Below are 23,792 nucleotides of genomic sequence, written 5' to 3' on the forward strand. Positions count from 1 at the left end.
TTGGAGGCATTATATTTAAACCATAGATGATCGGTAAGCGTTTACTGATCATCTATGCCGCTATTTTGCTAGGGGGTGGAGAAAATCTAGGTTCTTCAGGACGCTGTTTTTCAGGTCACCCTCTGGCAGATAGGGCAGAATAAGCCGGTAGAAAAGAGCCGACTTAGTTTGCCGCATTGCTGGTTTCAACCATGCGTAATGAGCAACAACCGCCTCGTTGAGAATAAAATCGATCCTCCTCGCATAGGTCACAGTGTCAGTCATAGTCGCCAGCCTACTCATCATCGCATTGAACTTCTTGGGAAGAACACTCATGACGCCCAAGTCGTGTGCGATGAAGTTGAGAAAGTCTTGGTCTGGGTAAACAGCCCGCCGATGACGCTCGAAGAACGTCTGCAGCTTGGGAGTCAGCGGGCCGCTCTTGCACAGGGCCAGAACGTTGAGCGCGAGCACTCCGCTGTTCACATAGGGGTTAACGTCAACGACCGGTGCTGCACGGCCAGCCCAGCCAGAGCTTTGGCCGGTGTCTTCCTCATCGACGTCGAGAACACCGCCGAAAACTCCTCCGCCGTCCAAAAACCTGACGATCTCGGTGAGGGGTCGCAAAACCACGGTGTCGGTATCCAGGTAAATAGCCTTCTCAACCCCTTCTTGAGCCAGCCAGTCAATCGCGGCGACCCTCATGCACATAGAGATGCACACATCCCGACGGTACTTGCCAAGCTGAAACTCACAGAGCTCCAGGGGAGGCAAGGTGATCATGCGATGAGGTACTGGCAGATCGAGAGGCTCATAGCCGAAAACGACAGGTTCTCCGGCCTCTCCGTTCTCAAGAAGCGAACGAATGGAGGCGATGAGGTAGTCCTGGTCGTTACCGTCCGAAAAGTAGAAAACCACTGGCTTCATTTGTAGATCCTCCTGCGTAGTTCATCCCGTAGCTTTCTTACCTGCGAGTCCGGCGGCAGCAGCTTCTCCAGCTCGTCGAGCAACATCCTGTCGCTCTGCTCCAGACGAAAGGCATCAAGAGTCAGCTTGAGGCTCTCGGCTGTTACTCCGATGACGGCCTGCGCGGACGGGATATTCAGCATTTCCCTCGTGATAGGGCCGCTATTGATGACGATCACGGTCATGTTGTCGTAAACACTGGTCGCGTTGTCATAGACCCGAACCTCCGGATCCGGGTCGTCCTGCCAGTCGAGCAGATATGAGATGTCCACCTCCGTCAGCAGAGCGACCCTTTTACCAGCCTTTCTCACTGACAGGGCAATCGAGTAAGCCATGTCAGTCGAGCCGACAAAGTCATCCAAGCTGACCACAGCCACGTCTCCAGTGATTGAGGCGCCCGCCAGGGGCACCTCTACGATTTTCGCCATTTCTTCTCCTTAGCCCGGGCCTGGGCCGTTGGGTTGGGTTGCGTTGTTGGCCGTATCTTCGATTCGGAAGGTCAACTCGTTGGTGCCGTCGTTGAACCTGTCGTGCAGATCTCGAACGGTGATTCCTACATCGAGAGTGCCATCCGACCAGTAGGGCAGATCGTTGAATTGCAGGACAAACTCATAGAACCCGAACGACCCGGGCACCCAAGAGTAATGGTTAGGGTTTGGCGGGTCATAAGCCGAGAAGGAGCAGGTGCATGTCCCGTTCGGCATTGCCCAAGAGATACCGCCGCCCGGGCGCTGACCGTCAGATCCGTCTTGTGACACTGCAGGGGCTTGCCAAGACCAAATAGCGGTGCCGCCAGCGTACATGATGAAGGTCAGCGCCATGTTGGCGTCGATAGCTCTTTGACTGCCGTCGGCCCACACTCTTACCGTCACCTTCGGGGAGATGAGCTTCCTTGAGTAGCGGAACGCCCTTGAGCGATCAGAGTGGTTGTAGCTCACGATCGGGTATGAAAGGTTCGCCCTGTAGGTGCCGCCACGGTAGAACTGATCCCATCCCAAAGAGACTTTTGAGGAGACATCTGCGACCACCCCGTCCAGGTTACAAACGAACGGAGCATTCTGACCGTGAACCCCAACGATGGTTGGCAGGTCCATTGTTCCATATGTCTCCTGGTTGGCCCACGAGAGCACCTGGAGGCCGGCATCAACCACGAACCGAGAAGCTTGGATGTTTGTGCCTCGGATAGCGCCGCCTCGAATAACCGCACCTTCGATATTGCCGCCGCGGAATGTCGATGCGTTGAAGATGCCGTTGATGTTCGCGTTGTTTGCGACCATGTTCCCGCCTTCATCAACGCTGAACCGTGAGCCAATCGAGATGCGACCACCGCTGATCACCGGAGCGCTGAGCGATGCTCCTGCCACGATTGAGCTGGCCACAACGCTCAGGGCGTTGATGTAATCCGCGGTGATCTTCTTTGCCACGATATTTTCGATCACGGCGTTGTCGATGTAGGCGTCGGATAAGAACGCCTTCCCGTTTACCACCTTGAATGGTGAGGTGCGAAGCACTGTGCCGGCTGCATTGCGAGAGATGAGTGCCAGGGCGTCAGCCTCGATGAGGAAGCTGGTCTCTTTCCCGTCATTGAAGAAGCCAATGCCGCCCTGCAAATCGCCAACCTTGGTCTTTACACCCCACTGGGAGTTGTACTTGCCGTCGATGCCCGCAACAGTCGAGCTGAGGGTCGATACGCTGGCAGAAACGCCGTTGATTGAGGATGTGAGGGAGGTCTGCAGGTCAGCCCTTGCCTTCTGTTCGGTGGCGATTGCAGCCTTGCGATCGCTGATTTCGGTGGCGATCTTCCCAGCCTCTGTGGAGATCAGCGACTTCAGGCTCGACTCAAGGCTGGTCAATGCGGAATTGACAGAGGTGATGGCAGATTTACGGTCGGAAATCTCTGTCGCGACCTTCTTGTCCACCGAGTCGATGCTGCCGCTAAGGCGAGTTTCAACAGCGGTAACTGAGTTGGTCAGAGTGACATCAGCCGCTTTCCTCTCCGCAATCTCTGCATTGAGCTTCCCGCTTACGCCATCAACGGCGCCTGACAGTTTGGTGTCAATCGCTGCAATTGACTCGTTGACGCTGGTGATTGCAGTCTTCCGGTCAGCGATCTCCGTCGTGACTTTCTTATCCACCCCAGTGATTGAGCCGGACAGCTTGGTATCGAGCGCCGCGATGGACTCGTTGACACCAGTAACAGCGGCCTTCCGGTCGGCAATCTCGGTAGCGACCTTCTTATCCACGCTGGAGATGGATCCTGACAGCTTGGTATCCAGAGCCGTGACAGAGCTGGCCACAGTCGAGACAGCGGTTTTCCGGTCGGCAACTTCGGTCGCAACCTTTGCATCAACGCCGTCGATATTCGCCTGCAGAGCGCTGGACTGTTCTGCAACAGCCTTGTCGATAGCAGTGGTCGCGGCCTTCCTCTCCGAGATCTCTGTGTTGATCTTGCCGGTCAGCGTGTTGAGCGATCCGGTCAGTCTGCTGTTCATCTCCGTAATGGAGGTGTTTAGGGCGGTAACAGCCGATTTTCGCTCTGTGATCTCGGTTTCGACCTTTCCATCCACGCCAGACACCGCGCCGGACAGACGGCTTTCCGTTTCTGACAGAGCCTTGTTGACGTCGGCAACCGACGCCTTTCTCTCGGCGATCTCGGTCGATACAGCCTTGTCCAAGGTGGAGATTGTGGCGCTAAGCTTTGTCTCCAGGGTGGCCATCGACTTGTTGAGGGTCGTGATGGCGTTCGAGCGCTCCAGGGTCTCTGCAGCAATCTTTTGACCAACCGTATCCAGAGAGGCTTTCACCCCGTTGATGTCGGCAGCCCGGGCGCCAGACTCGTCGGTGATGGCCTGTTTGCGTGCGTTAATCTCTGAGGTCAGCTGATCAGAGGCGGTCTTCTTGTTCGCGGCTACGGTCGTAGTCAGGTCAGAAATCGCCTTTTTCGCGTCAGCGATAGAGGTCTTCACCTCGTTGATGTTCGCCATGGAGGAGACATCGACATCGCGGAACTTGGCGTAGATCTCACTGATCTTGTTGGCCATGCTGGAGTCGAGAGATGCGACCGACTCGCTCAGCTCTTTCAAGCCTGAAGCAGCGCCGCCTTGGACAACGCCGATCATCTGCTCAACCTTTTCGATTGCGCCGCCCTTGCCGAGCACGTTCTCTCGCAGCTTATCGACCATCCCCCTTACACCGTCTGGGCCGTACCACTCGATCCGGCGCTCAGTCTCGTTGGTCTCTTGCTGCATCAACAGGCGCAGGCCAACCTCTGCCGTGGTTTGAGAAAGCGCCAGAGACTCCGATGCCTTCTTGTCGATGGTGGTAAGAGAGTCGAACGCCTTCTTGGCGTCCTCACCGGCCTTTTTCAGGGTGTCGGCAACATCGGTATCGAGGAAGTCGAACTTGATCTGCTTGTCCAGCAGATTGCTCATCTCCTCCGGGGTCAGGCGCACAAGAACGAAAGCGCCGCCGTCCGTATGGACTGGGCCCTCAATACCAGCCTTGTTGATGTGGCGAACCCAGACGTAGTACCCGTAGCCGGCGGCCGCCGCGATGCTGACCATCGTGGAGGTTTCCTCGGCGGCGAGCATCGTCTTCATGTCGAGCTTGGCAGCAGACAACGGGGTGCCGGAGGCGTTCACAAGGACGCGCTGGACGAAGACCTGAGTCTTGCCATGCCCCTCATAGACCGGCTTGTCCCAAGAGACGCGGATTGCGCCAAAAGCAGCGGTGACATTCACGCCGGTCGGCTTGATGGACGGCTCAACCGCCTCCGCCTCTTTCGGGTCGTAGATGGCGGCCGGCATAGACCATGATGGGTCGCTGAGCTCGTCTACGCTGCAGAAGCGGCGAGAAGAGATGAACAGCGCGGCGTCTTTGTTGGTGACTCCGGTTCGATCCGGTGTTTGCTTCCAGATCGACTCCACAGGGCGAGGGGAGTCATAACTGCCGCCAGTCGGCCGAGCCGGCGCCTTGACCGCGTAGGTGTAGACAGACACATCGTTGAAGGCGGCGGAGCGAATAGCCCTGCCGCTGCCGACGAACCCCATTGGGCCTTTGGCATCAACCATGTCGATCGTTCTGGCCCAATAGAAGAACCGAATCTTCTCATCGTTGCGGTCAGTGATGATGTGACTGAACCGGCCGAACTGATCGGCATACCCGATCTGCTTGCCGAATAGCTCGATACCCTCCGCCGTCACGACAGTAGGGTCCTTCAAGTCCTCGATCTTTGTCTTGTCGCCGACAATGCCCTGGCCATAGCCTGCGCCGATTACCGTGCCCTGACGAATTGCCCAGATCTCAACCTGCTTGACCCTGTAGGGGTCAAACTGGAGGCCAGACAAGACCAGCCCGCCGTTTGTTGCGGCGACCGCGCCTCCGGTGACAGGCATATCGTTGGAGTTTTGCGGGATACCGGTGAGGACGACACCCGTCTTGAGCACCGCGCCAGCCTTACCGCTGATCGCATAAGGGATGATGGTTACATCGATGCGGTCGCCCGGCTTGACCAAGACGGATGCGTGAGTGGTCTGACGGCCAAGTCGCTGGATCTGGCCGTTGTTGACGGTGACAGACACCTCTGCGTTTTTGTAGTTAGTCGATGGATGAGTCCAGGTGATGGTTGCCCGGACACTCATGCCGGCACCATCGAACACCGCGCTCTCGGTGATCTCCACGTTCTCAACAGCCGTCAGCGCCCGCTCGTAGGCGTTATCGGTGACGATGAAGTCCGTGTCGCTGTCATCAAACACACGCTCGTCATATTCCAGCGCGGTGATTTGGCGAGTCATGTCATCACCGGTCAGGCCAATGCTGCGAACGGTGAAAAGCCGAGCCTGGAACTCAGGGAAGCCAACCATGAAGTGATCGAACTTCTGAGGCTCAACGGTCAGGCCGGAGACACGAACTCGGTCTACAGGAGATCCGTAAACAGGCGGCGTGACAGCGGCGGAGACGATGACATCGGTATCGAAAAGTCTTACCGATGCGCCAGTGGCAAATGCGTCGAAGTCGCGAACCACGATACCTTTCTTGCCGTTCGAATCGACAAAGGTATCGAAAACGGGAGTCTCGACGTTGGCAACCTTAGCCCTTGAGACGCGCCCCACCTTGTCAGGGTCAAAGCCGGTCAGGATCACATAGCCGCCGAGAACGGATTCGACCTTGAACGTTCCTCGATCGACAACGCTGGTCTGAAGGTTGATCTTCCACGCCTTGCCCTTCTCGAAACTGATCTCATGGTCAAGCACGAGGTCGTATACGCCAGCCGCGACCTTGCTGACGCCAGCCAGCTTGCCGGCTTCGCCCCAGGTCATCATGTTGTGCTGGACCTCGATGACGCTGCCGATCGTGCATGCGAGCGCCTCTACCGGTGCGGTAAAAGTCACTGTCTCGACCAGCTTGTTCGTGTTCAGCATGAAGTTGGCCTCACGAACCGCCTGCTCGTTGGTGACTACGCCAACCAGCTTGGTCGATGTCGAGACCGGCTTGGCGCCTCTCGCGGCAGCCTGCTTGTCGTATACCTTGATGACGCGCTGCTTGTAGTCGTACTCCTCATCGTAATAGGTGAGCTCAATCTCGTTGGCCCGGTCATTCACCCCCATCCAGTTGATGGAGAAGGATCCCTCAACGATATTGTCCACGCCAAAGGACATAACCTTTTCCTTTGGCATCTCGATAGATACGGTGTACCTGGTGCCGGTACGAACAGGCACAGCGCGGCCAACTCGGAATACCGACGCCAACGCATCCCATAGGGTTTCCTTACCATCGATGACCGCTCGGAAGTGAAGCCCCTTGGCTCGGCAGTAGTCGGCCCACTTCTTAAACGCCCAGAAGTCGAGGCGACTGGGGTCGATGCCGCCGCCGAATCGGGTGTCAGTGAACATGTCCCAGGCGATCCAAGCCGGGTTGTCATGGTCGTAGACGCCGCCAACGTACTTGCCGGCAGAGGCCTTTGGCAGCATGTGAGCGGGCATTGAGAGAGCGCGGACGTTGGGGGTGATGGTGCCCAGTCGCTTCAATGTTTCCTTGTGCTGCTCTGCGGTGAGAGGCGGGAAATCAGCGGCCTCTTTGCTGCTGATCGGGAATTTGAAGTAGCCCGAATCGGCACTGGCCACCCACTTACGCTGGGCCTCATCCCACACACGAATCACACGGCCAAGGTTCTCGAAGGTGACTTTCGGGATAGAGCTGATCTGATCGCTGATCTTGACCTTCACATACAGCAGCGCGGTGTGGTTATAGGCGATGTCCGAATAGACGATCTCGGACACCTCGTTGAGCACGACGGTGTCGCCGATCTTCTCGTCTGTCGAGTCATCAGTGGTTCTTCTCGCTCGCACAACATAACGCCCTTCCGGCAGTCTTGGAGACTCGAAAGAGAAGCGCATAGTGGCGCTCGCGTCGCGACCGGTAAGGCGCAGCGTGGCGTCGTTTTGGGTGTAGGTAGTCACTGAGTCGGCGTTGTATCCGCTGACCATGATGTTGGCGGCATGGAACTTGTGATAGGTGCCGACGACCTTGCCGTTACTCACCAGCTCGCCGTAATCGTACTCTGTCAGCCCAGAGGCGCTTGGCAGCTCTCTAGGGGCAACGGTGTTCTCTGGGCGACTGTGACCATATGGCCGGCCGTAGTAGGTGGTGTTCTTTGCGCCGTTGGGCGTTACCGCTTCACCTACCAGCACGAATTTGGTACCCGATTTGACGTAGTAGTTGCGGTAGAGACCGGAGGCCTTGTCGAAGATGTTGGGCCGGGTCTTATCGATGAACTGGGAGCCCTTCTTGACCTCCTTGATCTCACCGTTGATGAGTCGAGCGCCAGCCATGTCGATTTGCCAACCACGCGCTGAGTGAGCGCGAGAAACGCCGGTAGTTAGAGGGCGAAACTCGGTATCCGGCGCCCCGAAAGGCTTGATCTCGGCAATGACGTCAACGCTATGAGGCTGCTCATTACCGTTGTCGTCCATCCGGTAGAGGCTGGCGAGAAAGTCCAGGCGGACACCTTCAACCTCTTTGTTGACGCTCGTAGTGAACTCAGTCCAAACATTGGACTTCTTCATCTCGCGGTTGATCGTCACCTGATTGGGGGTGATTTGCCGATCAAACACACCGGTCGTCTCCTGGCCATCGTTGCCGTGGAAGAAGCGGTACTCCACATCGGTGAGGGAGTCGATCGGCTGATCGTTCAGCTGGATACTGCCAGGCGCGACGCCAGCGGTAACACCTTCGCCCGCGTTGATCAGCAGGTGAAGATACTGGGTCTGGCCTGACAGGGTGGTGTAGTTACCGATGATGTTGCCGGCCTGGCGATGGCGGCCGTAGACAACAGGGATCGGCAAGCCTTCTTCCGATGTGTTTTTTGCGCCATCAACGCCGTATGTCCGAGAGTCGCTGCCGCTGTCTCGTGAACCACGCGCATTCATCTTTGAGTAAGGCAGCAGGGCATTGATCATCATGGTGCCGCCGATCATTACGGCTGCACTTGCTGCCACCATACCAGCCGAACCGGCGGTAAGACCCGTCAGCCCGCCGAGCGTATACGCGCCAGTCCCCATGGTGAAATAGGTAAGCGCAACAACGGCGACCAGCCGCACGATGCTCTTTCCGCCGCCACCGCCACCACCCATCGGAACGGGGGCGATAGCAATGACATCACCGGCTTGGGGGACTTCGAGGCATAGGTCGCTCTGGGGAACGACTCGCCCGTTCACGGAAAATGCGTAAACCCCGGACAGCTCTCCGATGTATTCGGAAAGCGGCTTGCCGGGGCTCAGCACTCGCTCTTCAATGTGTTTTACATCAGGGACGAGCGGGTTCCTGATGATCACAAACCGAATGGTCTGTGGAGTATTGTGCGGCATAGCGATACAGCCCCTCGATGCGATTGATCCAATTCGAAAGGCGCTCTCTGCAGACCCCACCCGTAATTTCGCTGGTATGAATAAACTCATCGTCGCCGAGGTACATGGCGACGTGAGTAAAGCGCCCAAGGCGCATAAACAAAACGACCCCCGGCTCGACATCGTCTACCGGTTGCCAAAGATGAAGTTGGCCCCGCATAAGCGCGGAGATCTCGGCCGCGCTTGTCGGGGAGGTGTAATCGGGGAGCTCTATCCGGTAAGCGCGGCGATAGAGCTCCATCAGCAATCCATAGCAGTCGAGAGCCTCTTTGGGGTCTCGGCCGCCATACCTGAAAGGAACCCCGATCAGGTCTCCACAATAGATCACGACAGCACCGCGACCGTGATAGACGGGGCGCCGCCAAATCGACTTTCGTTCTGATGAGCTCGACACCCGTTATCACCAGTGAGAGTCAGGTCGCAAGACGGCAGGTCTCCTGAATATCCGCAGCAGGCTGACTTGTACCGGAAGCTGCATCTGTCGCGCATCTGCGTTCTTCCAGGGAACATCCTCATCAGGGGGTTCTCTGCACCCAGCTCGATGCTGACGGCGTAGTCAGGGGACGAACTGCTGACGATCTCGAACATCTCAGAGAAGTCGATCAGGGTTGTTTTATCTGTGGGGTCAACAGTGACGATCATCATGGTGACTCGACTGCCCACGGCCCCTCTGTAAGTCTGGAGATAGGGACGGATAAGACCGACCTGATCCTGGATGGTCAGGGTGACGTTCTGGAGCTCATTCGTGTCGTCCTGCAGGGACAGGTCGAACCCGATCTTGGTGTAAAGGTTCCCGTCGATGGTCAAATCGGTGTCGTAGTTGGCGATTCGAAGCGTCATCACGTAGTTTCCAGACACCGGATCGATCAGCTCGATGTCGAGGGCCATCGTCATGGCGTTTTCAGAGCTGATCCGGTTCTTCTCAAGGACACTTGCGATACTCAGGTTGTTCATTGCGCCCCCATAAGTAAATATTGACTGATTTTACACCTCTGTCATTTCCACGTCAGTAATGTCGTAACGATGTGTCCCGCCAACGCCGACGTAATTCGATGAGGGGAGTGAGCCGGTCAGCCTGACCGAAACCATTTCGCCCGAGGTCGGGACCCGATAGGTAAAAATCGTGTGCCGGCCGACTTCGGAGAAGAAGCGCATCAAGGCGTTTTCCTGAGCAGGGTCGAGGTTGGAGAAGCCCGTTTTGAACACCCTTCTTGGAGGTCTGGCGCTTCGCGGGCGAGTGTAGGCGTACCCGCCCTCCGTCTTGTTCTCGACGGTATTGTCCTTGAGGCTCTTCTTGAAGAAGCGGGAGTCCTCTCGGACCCCCTCTGGCGGGAAGATTGATGAAACAGGCATCACTTAACTCCTTGCATTGCTGTTCTGAGCCTGCCCGGGCGGGACATGGCGTTCAGCACGACATCGATGATGTACTTCTCGCCGTCGAACTTCTGCCCTCTGCTCTCGGCCTCTACAGGCATGCCGCTTTGGTTGATCAGGTTGAAATGGACGGTTGGGGAGGCACCAGCCTGCGGCCCTGTCATCGTCACAGGGATTGTTCTGCCGTCCGGCAGGGGCACGTAAGCCTCGTTCATAGAGCCTTCGCCAAACAGAGCCAGTTGTGGGCTTGTTGCTACACCGCCTTTCGCATACTTACGCAATGGGAGGCTGCCGAACTCGGACATGATCCCGCCATTGGCAAAGCTAAACACGCCGCCACCACCGCCTTTTCCACCCTTACCGCCGCCGAAAAAGCCGCCCAGGGTGGACTCGAACATCTGCATCATCGCCATCTTGACCAAGAACTTTTCCAAGTCTTTGGTAAGCGAATCCATCATGTCCTTGAAGCTGTCTTTGCCCTCCACAATGCCGGCCGCGAATGCGTCAAACACGCCCTCGAATGTCGCCCCGAGCTTCTCGTTGATACCGTCCTTCATGTCCTCGAGGCTTCGCTTCCATACGCCATAGATGGTTGTCTGTTGCGATTTCTGCTGCTCGGTCAGCTCACGCTGCTTCTTGATGAGGTCGATATTCTTCTGGATCAGGTCGGCCTCCTCCTTGCTGGCGGAGCCCCGGGCCTTGGCGGCGTTCAGTCTCTCCACCTCCAGGTCGAGCAATTCATCCAGCTGGGCAATCTGCCGATCGAACTCCGCTCTTGTTCTGGCCATGTTCGGCATCATTGCCTCGTTGGTCTCGCGGATTGACTCGTTCATCTTGGCAGCGATGTTGTACTGATCAGCCATGCGCTGCTTTTGCATGATCTCGGCGATCTTTGCCGCGTCATCCGGCAGAACGCCGGAGGCCTTTTTGAGGTTCGCCTCGATCTCCTTGATCGCCTCGTTGGTCTGCTCAGCTGCTCGCTGCCATTCCAGGAGGGGGTTGTCGCTACGCCCTTTTGCAGAGCCCATCTTCTTCGAGATCGAGATGGACAGGTCATCCAGGCGATCGACGGTCGTCCGGCGCAAGCGAGCCCTTTCCTTGATCTCCTGAAACTCGGCGTTGGCCATGTCCCTTGCCATGGCGTCGATCTTCATCTGCTCGATGGTCGCGCTCTTCAGAGACTTGTATTTGCCGGCCGCGATTGCAGCCTCCAGCTTGGCCAACTCCTTGCCTTTTACAGCCTGCTCGTCCAGCAATCCGAGGGCGACCTTCTGCATCTTGATCTCTTCCTGCTTGCCAGCAGTGAAGATCTTGGATGACTGCATGTAAGAGACTGACGGATCGATCTTGCCGGTCTTGGCCATCTGGCTTGCAAGCCTATCCAGCCCCTCATGGGAGACCGAAATGGCCTCTTTGAAGGTGTCCCAGTCCTTGTTCACGCGCTCAAGGCGGCCTTCCAGAATGGCAAGCTGCTTATCTCTCTCAAGGACAAGACTCTCGTTCTTGCCGTCGGCCGGCTTCTCTGACTTGAGCTTTTCCATCTGAGCGGCGATGGCCTTCGATTCGCCCTCGAAGATGCTGTTCATCGAGGCGATTGCCTTCTGACGAGCCGGGGCAAGCTTCTCAGTGAGCACCTTCTGATAGGCATCATTTGCCGCTTTGGCATCGTCCTTGTACTTCGCCGACTCCTGCTTTGCCGCTGCTTCCGCCTTCTTCGCCGCCTTCTCATACTCCATGGATACCTGGCGGAGCGGGGCGGCCATGATGTTCGCGACAACACCAGATCCCTGGTTGCGGAAGGTCTCGCTGACATGCTCCTTGGCGGAAGAGATGGCCTCGTTTGCTCTCTTGATCCGGCTCTCCATCGCCTTGATCTCTGAGTCAGCTCGCTTCACATCGTCAAAGGCGCTGAAGAGCTTGCCGGACTGTACGGAGTTCAGCCCCAGCTTTTGAGCCAGCCCCATTTTTTCAGCGCTTGTGCCGCTGTTCAGGATCCGCACCTGCTCGTTTGTCAGCTTGTAAGCCTCGGTCAGCGCGGACACGGCCTGTTTCGACTCCTCGAGCCCTTTTTTGCGCTCCTGGAGCCGAGTCTTGTCCTCGGCCATTTGCTTGCTGGCGTACTGCAGATCTTCAAATGAGGCGACGAGGCCGCCGGTTTCGATAACCTGATCAGCGATGCGGCGCTGCTTCAGGTAGAACTCATCAAGGGCGTAGAGGGCCACACCGATAGCCGCAACGATTACGTTCGTCCAGCCCCCGAACATATTGGCCACGGAGTTGGTCATTGCGGACAGTCGAGACTGGCCGGCTTGCAATGTCTGGAGTCGCTCCTGCAGGGCGGCACGATCGAGATCGTACTGACGCTTATTCGCGTCCATGGCGTTCAGGATTGCTCGGTCTTGAGCTGCTGAACGTGATGCAAGGTAGTCGGCTTCCAGGGCAAGGCCGCGGCGCTGGAAGTCACGCTGGAGCTCCAGCATTTGGTTTTGCACCACTCTTGTGGACTCAGGCCACTTCGCTGACTCAGCCTTGTAGGCCTCGGTAAGAGCCCCGACCCCGGAGATGATCTTGTTTGCCCAGGACGCGCCAAACATGGCGCCGATGATCATCGTCAGCTCTTTCGCGTGGTCATAAATGAACGTGGCGACAGCGGCCATCATGTTCGACAGGTCGGTAAGCACCAGTCCCAGCCGGTTTGCGTCAGCAACCACCTCGTCGGATTTGAGGAACGAGTTGAATGCGTTGGCCAAACCAACGGCGTTGTCATAGAAGCCGGTATCTCCGGTGATCACGGCCAGCTCTGTCAGAGAGGTGGAAATTCGGTTAAGAGCACCGTCCCATGTTTTTGTCATCTCTACTGCAGCGCCAGCAGATGACAGGTACATCTCTCGGGAAAGCAGCTCAAGCGCCTGCTTGGCCTCTACGGTGCCCGTGGATACCTGCTTTACCAGATCACCCATAGACACGCTGGCAGCGCGAGCCATCATGCCCATCGCATCCGGCACCGCCTCGCCGAATTGCTGGCGCAGCTCTTCCATCGAGATGACGCCCTTACCGGCCATCTGTTGGATAGCGACAGACGCCCGCTTCAGCTCTTCTGAACTCTTACCGAACTTACCTGCGGTGTTCATCAGGCCCGCAAGGAAGCCGTCTGGGCTGGCCAGGTCTGCAGCCTTGAGCTTGGTATAGGCGTCAACCAAGGCGTTCATCTTGTATGGAGATGACGCAGCCGCACTCATCAGGTTCTTAACCTCGACCGCAGCTTGTTTCTGCGCCTCGGCAAAAGTGGCGGTCTCTACATTGAGGCCAGCCAGAAGCAGAGTCGTCTTATCGAAAAAGGAGGCCTGTTCAAGCAGGGCTCGGGGGAGGGCGGTCAACCCTGCAGACAGGTTGGCAATGGTGAGTCGGGCCAGCTCCATGTTGAGAGCCATCTCCCGAATACTGGTCGAGACAACCGAGTTTGCTCGTCTGGCCTTCTCGGTCGAGCGAGCATAGTCATCCATCTTGTTGGCAATGCGGTCCAGGGAGTCCGCAGCGCGAACCACCTGGACCTTAAACTCATCGGCCCCTTCAAGAACGAGGCCGACCCTTACATCTCCGGCTACAGACATCAGTCCTCCGCTAAAACAAAGCCTTGAGCTTGTCGATAGCCCCTTCCTCTGCCGCTACCAGCGAGGAACGAGCTAGGACGTACACTTCTCCTTGTTCAGCGATAAGCACCTGATGAACTCTCTGAGCCGTCTCCCCGCTCACTGACGAGGCGCCGACTGCCAGGGCTCTCAAGTCCCCCTCCGCCATGATTCGAACGATCTGGCGCTCCATCGTGAAGAACATCCGTGCCGGCATGGCCAGCACGTAGTCGGGGGTTAGCGAGTAAAAATGACAAAAACGAGAGAACAAAAAGGGGAAATCGACCCCCTCCAGTTCGCGGGTAGTTACTTTCCCTCTTCGGAGGCCTGAGCAGCCTCATCGGCATCCGGTAGCATCTCGTCACGCGCGGACGCGAACTCAACAACAGCCGTCAGCTGGCGGGGGCTGAGGGTGCGAACAATCTCTCGAGGAGCGTCCGGGATCAGCGCTGCGGCAGAGTCCAGCATGTGCTCGAAGAAGGCTGCCTGATCTTGGCGGTCAACGCTCTTTTCACGCTTGATCGCATCGATCAGGTTGCCGAGGGACTGTTCGGCAATGGAGTAATCAACCCCTTTGATTCGCACAAAGCGCTCGGTCGGGATCAGGTCGTCCAGGTTCAGTAGCTTCATGGCATCTCCTATAAAAAGGCCCTGTAACAAAACAGGGCCATACTACCACACATCAGTCAATGTTTACTGATCATTATCAGCGAACTATTTCGCGCTCGCATCCGGGTCGCCAAAGCTCACCAGCAAGCGAGTTTCGGGATCCGGATATCCCTTGAACTCAACGTTGTAGATGCGCTCTTGGTCGTTTTTGTAGGCGAACTTCAAGGCGCCAGAGGTGCCGGCTCGCTTGATGATCACATCCTCTGACTTATCGGTGTCAGGCAATGCGACAGGGTGCAGGCGCAGCTCTTTTGCGGCTGAATACAGGCTCATGCCGGAAGGGACGGTTACATCGACTCGCTTCTTGGTCGGCACAGTCTTGTCAGTTACAAGCTTGGCGCCAGGCATGATGCGAACCATGTTGTCCAGGTTGGTCTCCGCCATAGGGACGGTGACTTTGACGTTGCGACCGGTGATGATCTCCTCAACGACGGAGTCGCCGAACTGGTCAACCTTGGTCTCGTGGGTAGAGGTAGTTACCTCCATCTCCACGCCGCCGATGGTCAGGCCGAGATCCACGTTGTCGTAAAACACCTTGCAAGTGCCAAGGCGAATGTTTTTGGTATCTGGCATTGAATCCTCCTCAATCTATGGTTAATGCCAATTCGTAGCTCGACAGCCACTCGGTAAAACCACTCTCGTCCCTGCCGAACGGCATAGGAAGCGCCTCCGGCTGGCAGACGAGCACTCTCATGCCTTCAAGCTCCAGCCCTTCAAAATCCATGACGTCGAAGACCTTTCTGGCCAACTCGCCAGCATCGAGATAACTGGAGCTCCGAGCGGCGACAAACACCGTTCCTCGGAAGTAGCGGCTGATGTCGGTGTGGCGCATCAACCCCTCGCCAGTGGTGAAGAGCAGAACGCCCTTTTTTCCGCTTGGCATCTCGCTGACAAAGATGGAATCCCCAACTTTGCCCACGCCCTTTTGCTCCAAGTAACCAGCAAGTGCGGTGAGTACATCCATCAGGTAAGCGCCTCTCTAATTGCCCTCTTCAGGTGAAACTCGATAGCCCCTCGCCTCTGGTTTGCAGCGCGAGACAGGAACAAGCGGCCCACGTACTTGCCACTTGTTGTCGGATTTGGCGACAGGCCCAGCCTTACCGCCTTCTCGATCGACTTCTTTCCGAGCTTCCATTGGCTTCCGTTCCTGGTGATGCCGGAGTGGATAACCTCCGCATACCTCGCCAGTGACACCCGACGGGTGCCTACCAGCTTCCATTTCCGCAGGTTGAGTTCGACAGCTATCTCCTTCCGGCCGCGGGCGCCGGCCCGTTCAATGATCTCGAATGACGGCGTTGCCCCTGTAGACCCGTCCAAAAGGCCGGTCTTGAACGGCGCATACATTGCCGCCAAATGCGCGATCTTGCGGGATTCAGAACGAAGGACACGAAGCGCAGCATGGCTCGACCGCTCCGCCGTGTTCTTCAGGTTTACCTTTACCCTGGCTATGTCCCTGCGGACCTGCAGAAGCGAGCGGCTGTTACTCTGCAACGCAGTCCACCTCCCAGTGATGGAGTCTGCCCATGATGTCCACTCTCCGGTGGACCAGGATGACCTTCATTCGCTCGCCAGTGCTCAGGGTGATCAGGTCGCCTCGCTCGGGAGTTACCGTCTTTTCGATGACCATCCGGTAATCGATAGTGTCGGTTTCCGCTCTGCTCTTTGACGCAGACTTGTCAGCTCGGACTTCCGTCCGCTCGAGGGCTTGGCGCATATAGATAGGCCCCCACCCGAACTTCAGACCTTTGGCACGATAAACAGGCTCGTTATATGCGTTCTGCCCGGCTCTCTTGAACAGAAGGCCGTCTTTTCTGACTGGGATGAACATACTCACCTCGCCGCAATCACTTTCGCCCCGCTTTGCGGGTGCAAATACCGATATGGGACGGAAGAGGGTGAGAAGGACACCCCGTCACCAGGCTTGCCCGGGTTATCGATCCGAAAACGGATCACGCCAAGACTGGAGGCCTTGGCCAGATAAGCGGACACGCCGGCCATCATCAGCAACTCTGCGGTGCAGAGGTAAAGACGATGCGCGATAGAGTGGCCATTCCCCATCTTTCCGCCCGCCCAGCGCGAGAACCGGCCGTTTACGCTGGCTCTTGCCAGAGACATTGCAGCCTGAGCGCGGAGCCCAGCTGATGCGTTTACCATCGCCTGAGAGCCCATAGCGTTCAGGATCCTGACACCCTCGGCGCCATAAGCTCTCAACTCAGCTTCGACTCGCTCTTGCATCGCAGAGACAGACGGGGAGCGCTCTAGCATCGATTCTGACTGCGCCACAGAAAGCTCTTGCTCTGCTCGCTGACTCTCAGACTTGATCGCGCTCTGCAGCTGGTCATCAAGCAACCCCGCAAACTCTCTAGCCGCTCTTGAAGCGACCGGCACGATGCGAACCTGCAGCCTGGAAACCGCGGCCTTGGTGAGAGAAGAACCGCTGCTCATCTCGCTTGAGACCATGCCAACGATCTCGTGACAAGCCGACACAACAGGCTGAATGACAAGCTGGGCAGCCGCCTTCTGATCAAGCACGACCCAGTCTCCTCGCAGTATCCAAATACCGCCCGATACGGCGCATCGCTTCCCGACACAAACCGAGCTCGAGAGGGCGATTGGAGCTGAGGAACTGCTTAACCTCCCCAACCGTGTAAGAGAGCACCCCAGCCTCTCGCAAGGTCTTGAACTCGGTGGTACCCAAGAGATTGTTCGCTTCGATGACCTGTGCAGCCTGGAAGTCCGAAACGACTCGCCGGTCGAGCTGTTCCCACATTTCCTTTGTCAGCTGGGAGATCGATGTAAACGGCTCTTTCTCTCTTACAAACGGGAACGCATTCGGATTCAGAGGCAAGGAGGTCATGGCGTTGTGAGCACAAAGCAGGGCCACCTTCTGATCCTCTCTTGTTGCTGCCGCAAAGCTGGCGAGATTGGGGATCTCGCGCAGAATCGACAGGGCGCGAAGCGGAGAGACAAGGGTGTTGTTCGGCTCGGCAAACGCATCAGCGCTCTCGACCTGAAAAACAAGGCTTGATTCGAGACGACCTGACTTGGTAACGAAGAAGTAGGCCAGCTCATACGTGGTGTAAGGCCGCCCGGGGTGGGCAGTATTCACCTCTGCAGGGATCACCACAGAGACCGAGTTGGCCCCAGCCTCCGGAGTAGCCACGCCGGTCTCCGACACTTGACCGAACTCGTTGAAGACGCTCCACTCGACAGAATGAACGTCAGCAACAGGCTCGCCGTCGATCTCGAACGGAATAGCCAGCTTCAGCTCGGTATTTGCCTGAATCGTCTTGAACATGTGCTCAGCCTCGCTTCTCAAGGATTTTGTCGATCAGCACAGGAATGCTCTTGGCGCGGACACCAAGGCGATCTGCAATCACGCGAAGGCCGGACATACCCTCTTTGTCTGCGATGGCCTCGAGACCAGCACGATCAGGAATGTCGGAAAGATCGATGACCTCCCGCTGCTCTTCCCCGATGGCTGTCACAACAGTCACTTCGATCTGCTCCGCGTTCTCGGTCTCGTCGCGCAACGTCACGACCATCTCTCCAGGTTCCAACTCCGCAAGAGGCATGGCGCCCGGGTAGACAGGGCCCTCTTCTTTGCCGCTTTCATCGAGCATCGACAGACCACGAGCCTCCGAAGCGAGAAGCTGAGCCTCAAGGAAGTGGAGCTTGGCAACAGAAACGCCGTTTTCGAATGCAAACCGCCCGAACAACAGGCCGGAGAACCCAGCGTAGGGTCCGGTCAGCTTGACTTTGAAATGGGTCTTCATGGTGAATCTCCTGCATGGCTCAGGGGGCCGAAGCCCCCTGTTTATCGCTATCAACCGCCAACTGTCGGAGCAGCGCCAGGCAGCTTGACGTTGGACAGTTTGGCCAGTGCGTGAGTAGCCTTCAGCGCCATGCCCACGTACATCTTGATACGGGTGCGAGTCGCATCTTTGTTCTGGACGGTGCCCAGATCTTCGATGGCGAAACCAGCCGGATGGTTGGACGCGAACAGGCCGTGCAGGCCGCTGTTCTCATCCAGATGGAAGGCGAAGATGTCGGCTTTGCCGTCCTTCTTCTGGATGAAGTCGTTCACCAGAATCGGCACACCGTCGTGGGCCAGGATCGGGCGATCAAAGTTCGGCAACTGGATCATGCCGCCGTTGTTGCCACCCATCAGGCGCAGCATGGCCTTGTAAGCACGAACGTGCTCGGAGCGCATCATCAGGCAGTCGGCGCCCAGCTTCACGGCATCGGTCAGCTCGTCGAACATGGAGAAGCCCATGTCGTAGCCTTTCGCATCGATGATCTGCTTGGCGTTCACCAGAGTGTTCAGACCATCGAACTGCTTCTTGGCCTGAGTGCCGTTGATCAGGGCGTCCTGGAACTGAGTCCGCATACCCTTCAGCTTGGAAGCGATCTGAATAGCCTTCTGGCTGTTCACGTTCGACATGGTGCCATCCAGGAATTTATCCACATCGACGTCGCCGATCAGAATGCGGAGCTGGGTGGTCACTTCGTCGAAGGTAGACGCGCTTTCCTTCACTTCATCGTTCGGATCAAGCCAGTCACCGTTCGCCAGAGTTTTCTCGCGATGGTAGACAAGCGCCTTACCGGTGGTAGGGGCGAACGGCAGAATGCCGAACAGGTCATCCTTGTTGATGAACTCTTCAATCACACCGCGCAGCATGTCTTCTTGGGACAGCTTCGCGGCCTCTTCACGCAGCAATGGCATGTTTCATTTCTCCTTACGAGTGAACAACAGTAAACATTTACTGATCATGCCTCGCCGATAAAAAGCGTTACTTGGCGCTTTGCTTATTCAGAGCAGCCTCAATGCGGCTGACACCCTGGCCGATAGCCTTGGTGGGATCAGCAGCCTTGTCGGTGCGAGTACCGGAACCGGCTCCAGACTTAACGTTGGAACGGATCAGGCTTTCATAGTCGCTCTGAGCGGACAAAACACGCTTGAACGCCTCATCGAACGAGACGGGTTGGCCGTCCTTACCGACCAGAGGGGTTCGACCCTCTTGGCCACGCGGCTTGTCGTAACCAACAACCTTGCCATCCACGATGTCGAAGTGATCGCCATAGAGGCGACGACTGCGCTCGGGATTCATGGCCTGGACAAGCTCCTCACGGATGAAAGAGGAGTTGCTAAAGGCCGCACCGATGGTCAGGTCTTCGATCTGCTTCTGGAACGATGCGACTTGGTTGAAGAGCTCATCGCGCTCCTTTGCCACTGCCTGCAGCTCCGCACTGGACTGGGTGCGAACCTGCGCCAGGACACCTTCGTGCTCATCGCGCATAGCCTTAAGGGCTTCATCGAAACGACCCTGCTCGATCAGTCGAGCATTGGCTTGCTCACGCTCCTGCTGATCCAGTTTTTGCAGGCGCTCCTGCATCTCGCGGAAAACCTTCGGGTCGATACCCTCGAACTCCGCCAGTCGAGCCTCCAACTGACCAATCTTCTCCTTGCGGCTCATGGACTCCTTGAGCAACTGCGCCTCGCGATCAGAGGGCTTGCCGTTACCATCGTTGCCCTTGTTCGGGTCAACGTTGGCATCTGCGCCGTCCGCACCGGTAGAGCCACCGGATGCGGAGCCGTCTTCGCCGGCCGGAGTCATGTACTTCAGGAATTGGTTACGAAATTTCATGGTAAGCCTCTCTCTTGGCTATCTTTGGCCAGTCTCTCGGCCGATCTTTATTGCTTGGAACCTTGGTTGATAACTTCCTCGTCGCCTTGGTTGTTATCTTCCTTGGTTGGTTTGTTGGTTGCGTCAAATCCAGACAACATTGAAGCAACCGCGTCGTCCATCTCATCGATAGCGGACTCAATCTCTTTGCGATCCTCATCAGAGATGTATGGATACAGCTTGGAGACCACCTGCTTAAGCTGGTAGCGCTTCAATTCAATGGGGGCGGTTAACATCTCGATGCGACCTGAAATATCCAGTTCGTCATAGAGGGTTCTGGTGTCGAAATTGCGCGGGTAATGAACAAGCCGATCCGGCCCTGACATGACTACTTCATGCTGTTCGCCAGACCATTTACAGACCAGCTTGAGCATCTGCAATTCTGCAAGCTCAAGTGATGCGGCTTTGTTCACAAGCAGAGAGTTAACACGCTCAAAGTCATAGGCCTTGGCCACGCCTGAGCTGTTATCGATCCCGGAGCTGTTGTCCTGCTTCGTGCGCTCGCCAGCGACACCTACCGAGTGGTAGATCTCGTTGATGATCTGCTTGATGCTGGTGATGATCAGCTCCGCCTGCTTCGGATCGGGCGACAGGAAGAAAGGCTTGCCGCCTTCCGCTCCATCAAAGGTGAAGATGCGCTTGGTGCCGGCTTCCAGAACCTTGCTGTGGCCGTCGTCCCCGGGCAGAAGGCTCTGCGCGGGAATAGCCAGCTGGGAGAAGGTCTGATCCTGGATAATCGCATCCAGGTTGCTCAAGTAGTTGGCACAGGCTCGGTCTAGGTAGGCAATATCACCGATCAGGCTAGGGGCTGTGTAAATGCCCTCGCTGATCATATGGTCAACCCAGATAACCGGCACAATGCCAAGCTCGTGAACGTCAGTCTGGATGGTGAACTCGACGTTACTGAGCTCGAACCCTTTCCCCTTGTCCTTGAAATGAACGGAGAAAAGGAACCATTCCTCTCTTGTCCACAGTCGATAGCGATAGCTGACCTCGCCCGAACTGGCGAACGGGTCAGAATCGTCACGCACACGCTCGCGGATCAGAATCCAGCGAAGATCGCCGTCTTCATCCACTGCGAGATCCAGTACATCCTGGGGAGGCACTTCGTATGAATAAACCTGAGACTTGGTCTCAGCGAGTGACTCACCCTGTCTCTCGACCACACTATCGACCACCACCCAAATCCGGCCGTATACGCTGGCCAACTTGGAGATGTATCGCATGTAGGTGTCGATACTGGCGCGTTTTCGAGTGGAGGCACCCCAGAACTTACGGATGCACTCCGGTGCATCCTGTTCTCGCCTGCGGATCTCACCCTTGAAGGTGTACTTGTTCACAAGATCGACCACTTCTCGAGAGTGGTTGAAACGGTAAGCCCGCTTCACGCGATCCTGAAACTCGCCCTGGCCTTCTTTCATGTAGGGGAAGATGTTTTTGGCAAACCAATCCCTGCCACCCTCATAGGTAGCCTTCAAAAAATCCCAATGCTCAAGCATCCCAGAATATTCAGGGTGCCGGCGTTGAAGCATTTCGAAGAGAATTTTCTTGTCCAACTGTACCTTCTCCTACATTACGGCGCCATTTTAGTAAGTATTTACTGACCATGCAATCACAATGAAACCCCAGCAATGAAGATTTTCCGCACAGGGAACTCCATCTCGATGCAGTAGCCAAGCGCGTCGGTAACGTGTTCAACGGACATGGCCTTGTTGATCTCACGCGATCCCTCCTGATACATGGTCTGTTCAAAGGAGATAATCGTCTGGTGGCAATGCGGGGCGACGAACATACCGATATGGCCCTCCGCACTGAGCAGCTTCCTGTTGACGGCGTTAACCCGGTCGTCGATAGCCGGGTGTTTGCGTCTGAACTTGATCCTCTTAAATCCGTGATCCCTCAGAATATCCAGAGAGGACTCGCCCCGAGCGTGTTGTCTGGCCTTGCCAGCAGGGTCGGGATAGATAGTGATCTGGTCCATGTGTCTCCAATATCGGCGGGCCAGCTCGCTTGCAGCCTCATCAACGTTGGAAGAGAACTGCACGATCTCATCCACGATCCAGATCTGCCCATTGGTCTGCGGCTGCATGACAACCATGGACATCGGGTCAATGTTGAAGTCCATGCCGACCCAAATTGGCAGTTTCGGGTCGAACTTGACGTCGTTGCGAACATGAGTGCGCCGGTCGAATGGATAGTAGACACGCCCGGATACACTCTCGAAGGAAGCCTCGAACTCCTGCCGGAAGGTTCGAGGATCCATGTCTTTGCGAGCCTGGTCGATCTCGTATGCAGGGATGAAGGGGGAGGTGATAGTTGGGAACTGCCAGCTCTCCCACATCGGCAAGGTTTCATCCTGCCCCTTGATATAGGCGTCATAGAGGAGGTTGAAGGATTTTGGCGTACCGATAAAAACGGCTCGCCCGTTGGTGCTTGCCAATGTTGGTCGGATACACTCCTCCCACACCTCCGGCCGCATATCCTGGTACTCATCCAGAACGACGAAATCCAGACCAACGCCGCGCAGTGAGTCGGGGTTATCCGCACCTTTGCAGCTGATCTCGGTGCCGTTCCGCAGGAACAGCGTAAGCTCCGTCTCGTTGGGCTTTCTGGCCAGCCAGGACTTTGGAATGACCGCAACAAGATCCCGCCACATGATCTGTTTCGCCATGCGGAAGGACGGCGCGATATACCAAATACGCTGCTTGGGCTTGCGAGCGGCCTCCCTGATCATGAGGCCGCGGCAAAGGTGTGTCTTTCCAAACCGGCGACCGGCTACAACCACGCGAAAGCGAGCCCTCGAACGGGCCACCTTGCCCTGAGCCGGATGAAAGGCCATCGAGAAGCTCACTACTCGGCACCCTCCAGGGCGTCGTCATCGAAACTTTCGTCCGTGGTGAGCCCCATCTCTTCAGCCTGGAGGCGCTGCTGCTCGCGGATCGACTCGATCTCCTCCTCGAGCATGTCTCTAACCTCGAGGGTCGGCAGCTCGTCGTCCAGGGTGTCGTTGTCGATAATGCCAAGCACCGTGTATCGGTTTTCTCGGGTCAGCTTCAGAGTTTCCGCAGCGGTCTTCAGCGCCTTGAAGACGCCGAGGGACGTTGCGATAGATCGACCCTCAGACTCAACACCCACCATCTCTCGAACGATCCGCTTATCGATCGCCTGGTTAAGCCGGTAGTGCTCCTCTTTGGTCTCGCGGATCCGCTGGGCAATGATAGAAGCGTCTTCTTCAGCCGCGTCCTTCATCTTCTCGGTGACTTTTTCTTTGATTTCGGCGGCTTTGGAGCCCTTCTCGATGCCGTTGGCCTTCATGTGACGCTGAACGGTGATCGGGTGAACGCCAAACTCCTCGGCGATCTGCTCAAGGTTAAACTCGCCGGACTCATAGAGTGATTCTGCTTTCGCCCACTCCCCGGGAGTGAGCCTGCGCTTGGGATCGGCCATTTGCTCCATCCTGAATAGGAAAAATTGGGGCGAGCGAGGAGTCCTCAAAAGAGGGGCTCGCCCCGAGCTGAACAGGGAGTCCTAAGATCTCCGGCGCCAGTTTAGATCGAACCTCCATAATAAGTAAACACTTGCTG

Annotated in this window: 20 protein-coding genes; all 20 read right to left on the bottom strand. The window is 56.7% G+C overall.

The window, feature by feature from the left end; translation table 11 throughout:
* Nucleotides 1-60: 60 nt before the first annotated feature.
* Nucleotides 61-906: a glycosyltransferase gene (locus OKB77_RS18520; RefSeq protein WP_139495325.1), complete on the bottom strand. Its 846-nt coding sequence runs from the start codon at nt 904-906 to the stop codon at nt 61-63.
* Nucleotides 903-1,373, bottom strand: coding sequence for a hypothetical protein (locus OKB77_RS18525; protein ID WP_231721089.1), 471 nt, complete (start codon nt 1,371-1,373; stop codon nt 903-905). The genes OKB77_RS18520 and OKB77_RS18525 overlap by 4 nt, the downstream gene beginning before the upstream one ends.
* A 9-nt stretch (nt 1,374-1,382) precedes the next feature.
* The gene (locus OKB77_RS18530) at nt 1,383-8,810 is read right to left on the bottom strand and encodes a phage tail protein (protein ID WP_231721090.1); all 7,428 of its coding nucleotides are present in this window, start codon (nt 8,808-8,810) and stop codon (nt 1,383-1,385) included.
* Nucleotides 8,749-9,243, bottom strand: a complete 495-nt coding sequence (locus OKB77_RS18535; protein ID WP_139495328.1) for a C40 family peptidase — start codon at nt 9,241-9,243, stop codon at nt 8,749-8,751. The genes OKB77_RS18530 and OKB77_RS18535 overlap by 62 nt, the downstream gene beginning before the upstream one ends.
* The gene (locus OKB77_RS18540; RefSeq protein WP_139495329.1) at nt 9,174-9,803 is read right to left on the bottom strand and encodes a hypothetical protein; all 630 of its coding nucleotides are present in this window, start codon (nt 9,801-9,803) and stop codon (nt 9,174-9,176) included. The genes OKB77_RS18535 and OKB77_RS18540 overlap by 70 nt, the downstream gene beginning before the upstream one ends.
* A 30-nt stretch (nt 9,804-9,833) precedes the next feature.
* Nucleotides 9,834-10,202 carry a hypothetical protein gene (locus OKB77_RS18545; protein WP_139495330.1) on the bottom strand — a complete coding sequence of 123 codons (369 nt, stop codon included), beginning with the start codon at nt 10,200-10,202 and terminating at the stop codon, nt 9,834-9,836.
* Complete coding sequence (locus OKB77_RS18550) at nt 10,202-13,834, bottom strand: tape measure protein (RefSeq protein ID WP_270818115.1); 3,633 nt, start codon at nt 13,832-13,834, stop codon at nt 10,202-10,204. Before OKB77_RS18550 ends, OKB77_RS18545 begins: the two co-directional genes overlap by 1 nt.
* A gap of 324 nt (nt 13,835-14,158) precedes the next feature.
* Complete coding sequence (locus OKB77_RS18555; protein WP_139495332.1) at nt 14,159-14,482, bottom strand: hypothetical protein; 324 nt, start codon at nt 14,480-14,482, stop codon at nt 14,159-14,161.
* Nucleotides 14,483-14,566: 84 nt separating this feature from the next.
* Entirely contained in the window at nt 14,567-15,094 is a 528-nt protein-coding gene (locus OKB77_RS18560; protein ID WP_107961270.1) for a hypothetical protein, read from the bottom strand.
* Between the two features lie 10 nt (nt 15,095-15,104).
* On the bottom strand, nt 15,105-15,485 hold the full coding sequence (locus OKB77_RS18565) for a minor capsid protein (protein ID WP_139495333.1): 381 nt from the start codon (nt 15,483-15,485) through the stop codon (nt 15,105-15,107).
* Nucleotides 15,485-16,012: a hypothetical protein gene (locus OKB77_RS18570; protein ID WP_107961268.1), complete on the bottom strand. Its 528-nt coding sequence runs from the start codon at nt 16,010-16,012 to the stop codon at nt 15,485-15,487. Before OKB77_RS18570 ends, OKB77_RS18565 begins: the two co-directional genes overlap by 1 nt.
* On the bottom strand, nt 16,002-16,349 hold the full coding sequence (locus tag OKB77_RS18575) for a hypothetical protein (protein WP_139495334.1): 348 nt from the start codon (nt 16,347-16,349) through the stop codon (nt 16,002-16,004). Before OKB77_RS18575 ends, OKB77_RS18570 begins: the two co-directional genes overlap by 11 nt.
* A 2-nt stretch (nt 16,350-16,351) precedes the next feature.
* A complete protein-coding gene (locus OKB77_RS18580; RefSeq protein WP_139495335.1) occupies nt 16,352-17,053 on the bottom strand; it encodes a hypothetical protein in 702 nt (233 codons plus the stop codon).
* Nucleotides 17,046-17,819, bottom strand: a complete 774-nt coding sequence (locus OKB77_RS18585; protein ID WP_270818116.1) for a hypothetical protein — start codon at nt 17,817-17,819, stop codon at nt 17,046-17,048. The genes OKB77_RS18580 and OKB77_RS18585 overlap by 8 nt, the downstream gene beginning before the upstream one ends.
* 4 nt (nt 17,820-17,823) lie before the next feature.
* Nucleotides 17,824-18,297: a hypothetical protein gene (locus OKB77_RS18590; RefSeq protein WP_139495337.1), complete on the bottom strand. Its 474-nt coding sequence runs from the start codon at nt 18,295-18,297 to the stop codon at nt 17,824-17,826.
* Between the two features lie 50 nt (nt 18,298-18,347).
* Nucleotides 18,348-19,247 carry a major capsid protein gene (locus tag OKB77_RS18595; RefSeq protein WP_139495338.1) on the bottom strand — a complete coding sequence of 300 codons (900 nt, stop codon included), beginning with the start codon at nt 19,245-19,247 and terminating at the stop codon, nt 18,348-18,350.
* Nucleotides 19,248-19,314: 67 nt separating this feature from the next.
* The gene (locus OKB77_RS18600; protein WP_231721092.1) at nt 19,315-20,169 is read right to left on the bottom strand and encodes a DUF6651 domain-containing protein; all 855 of its coding nucleotides are present in this window, start codon (nt 20,167-20,169) and stop codon (nt 19,315-19,317) included.
* A gap of 47 nt (nt 20,170-20,216) precedes the next feature.
* Nucleotides 20,217-21,764, bottom strand: coding sequence for a hypothetical protein (locus tag OKB77_RS18605; protein ID WP_270818117.1), 1,548 nt, complete (start codon nt 21,762-21,764; stop codon nt 20,217-20,219).
* Between the two features lie 56 nt (nt 21,765-21,820).
* Entirely contained in the window at nt 21,821-23,047 is a 1,227-nt protein-coding gene (locus tag OKB77_RS18610) for a terminase large subunit domain-containing protein (protein WP_107961356.1), read from the bottom strand.
* A gap of 11 nt (nt 23,048-23,058) precedes the next feature.
* Complete coding sequence (locus OKB77_RS18615; RefSeq protein WP_231721094.1) at nt 23,059-23,655, bottom strand: hypothetical protein; 597 nt, start codon at nt 23,653-23,655, stop codon at nt 23,059-23,061.
* Nucleotides 23,656-23,792: the final 137 nt, after the last annotated feature.

The sequence above is a fragment of the Aeromonas sp. Y318-3 genome (genome assembly GCF_027706185.1).
Taxonomy (GTDB): domain Bacteria; phylum Pseudomonadota; class Gammaproteobacteria; order Enterobacterales; family Aeromonadaceae; genus Aeromonas; species Aeromonas veronii.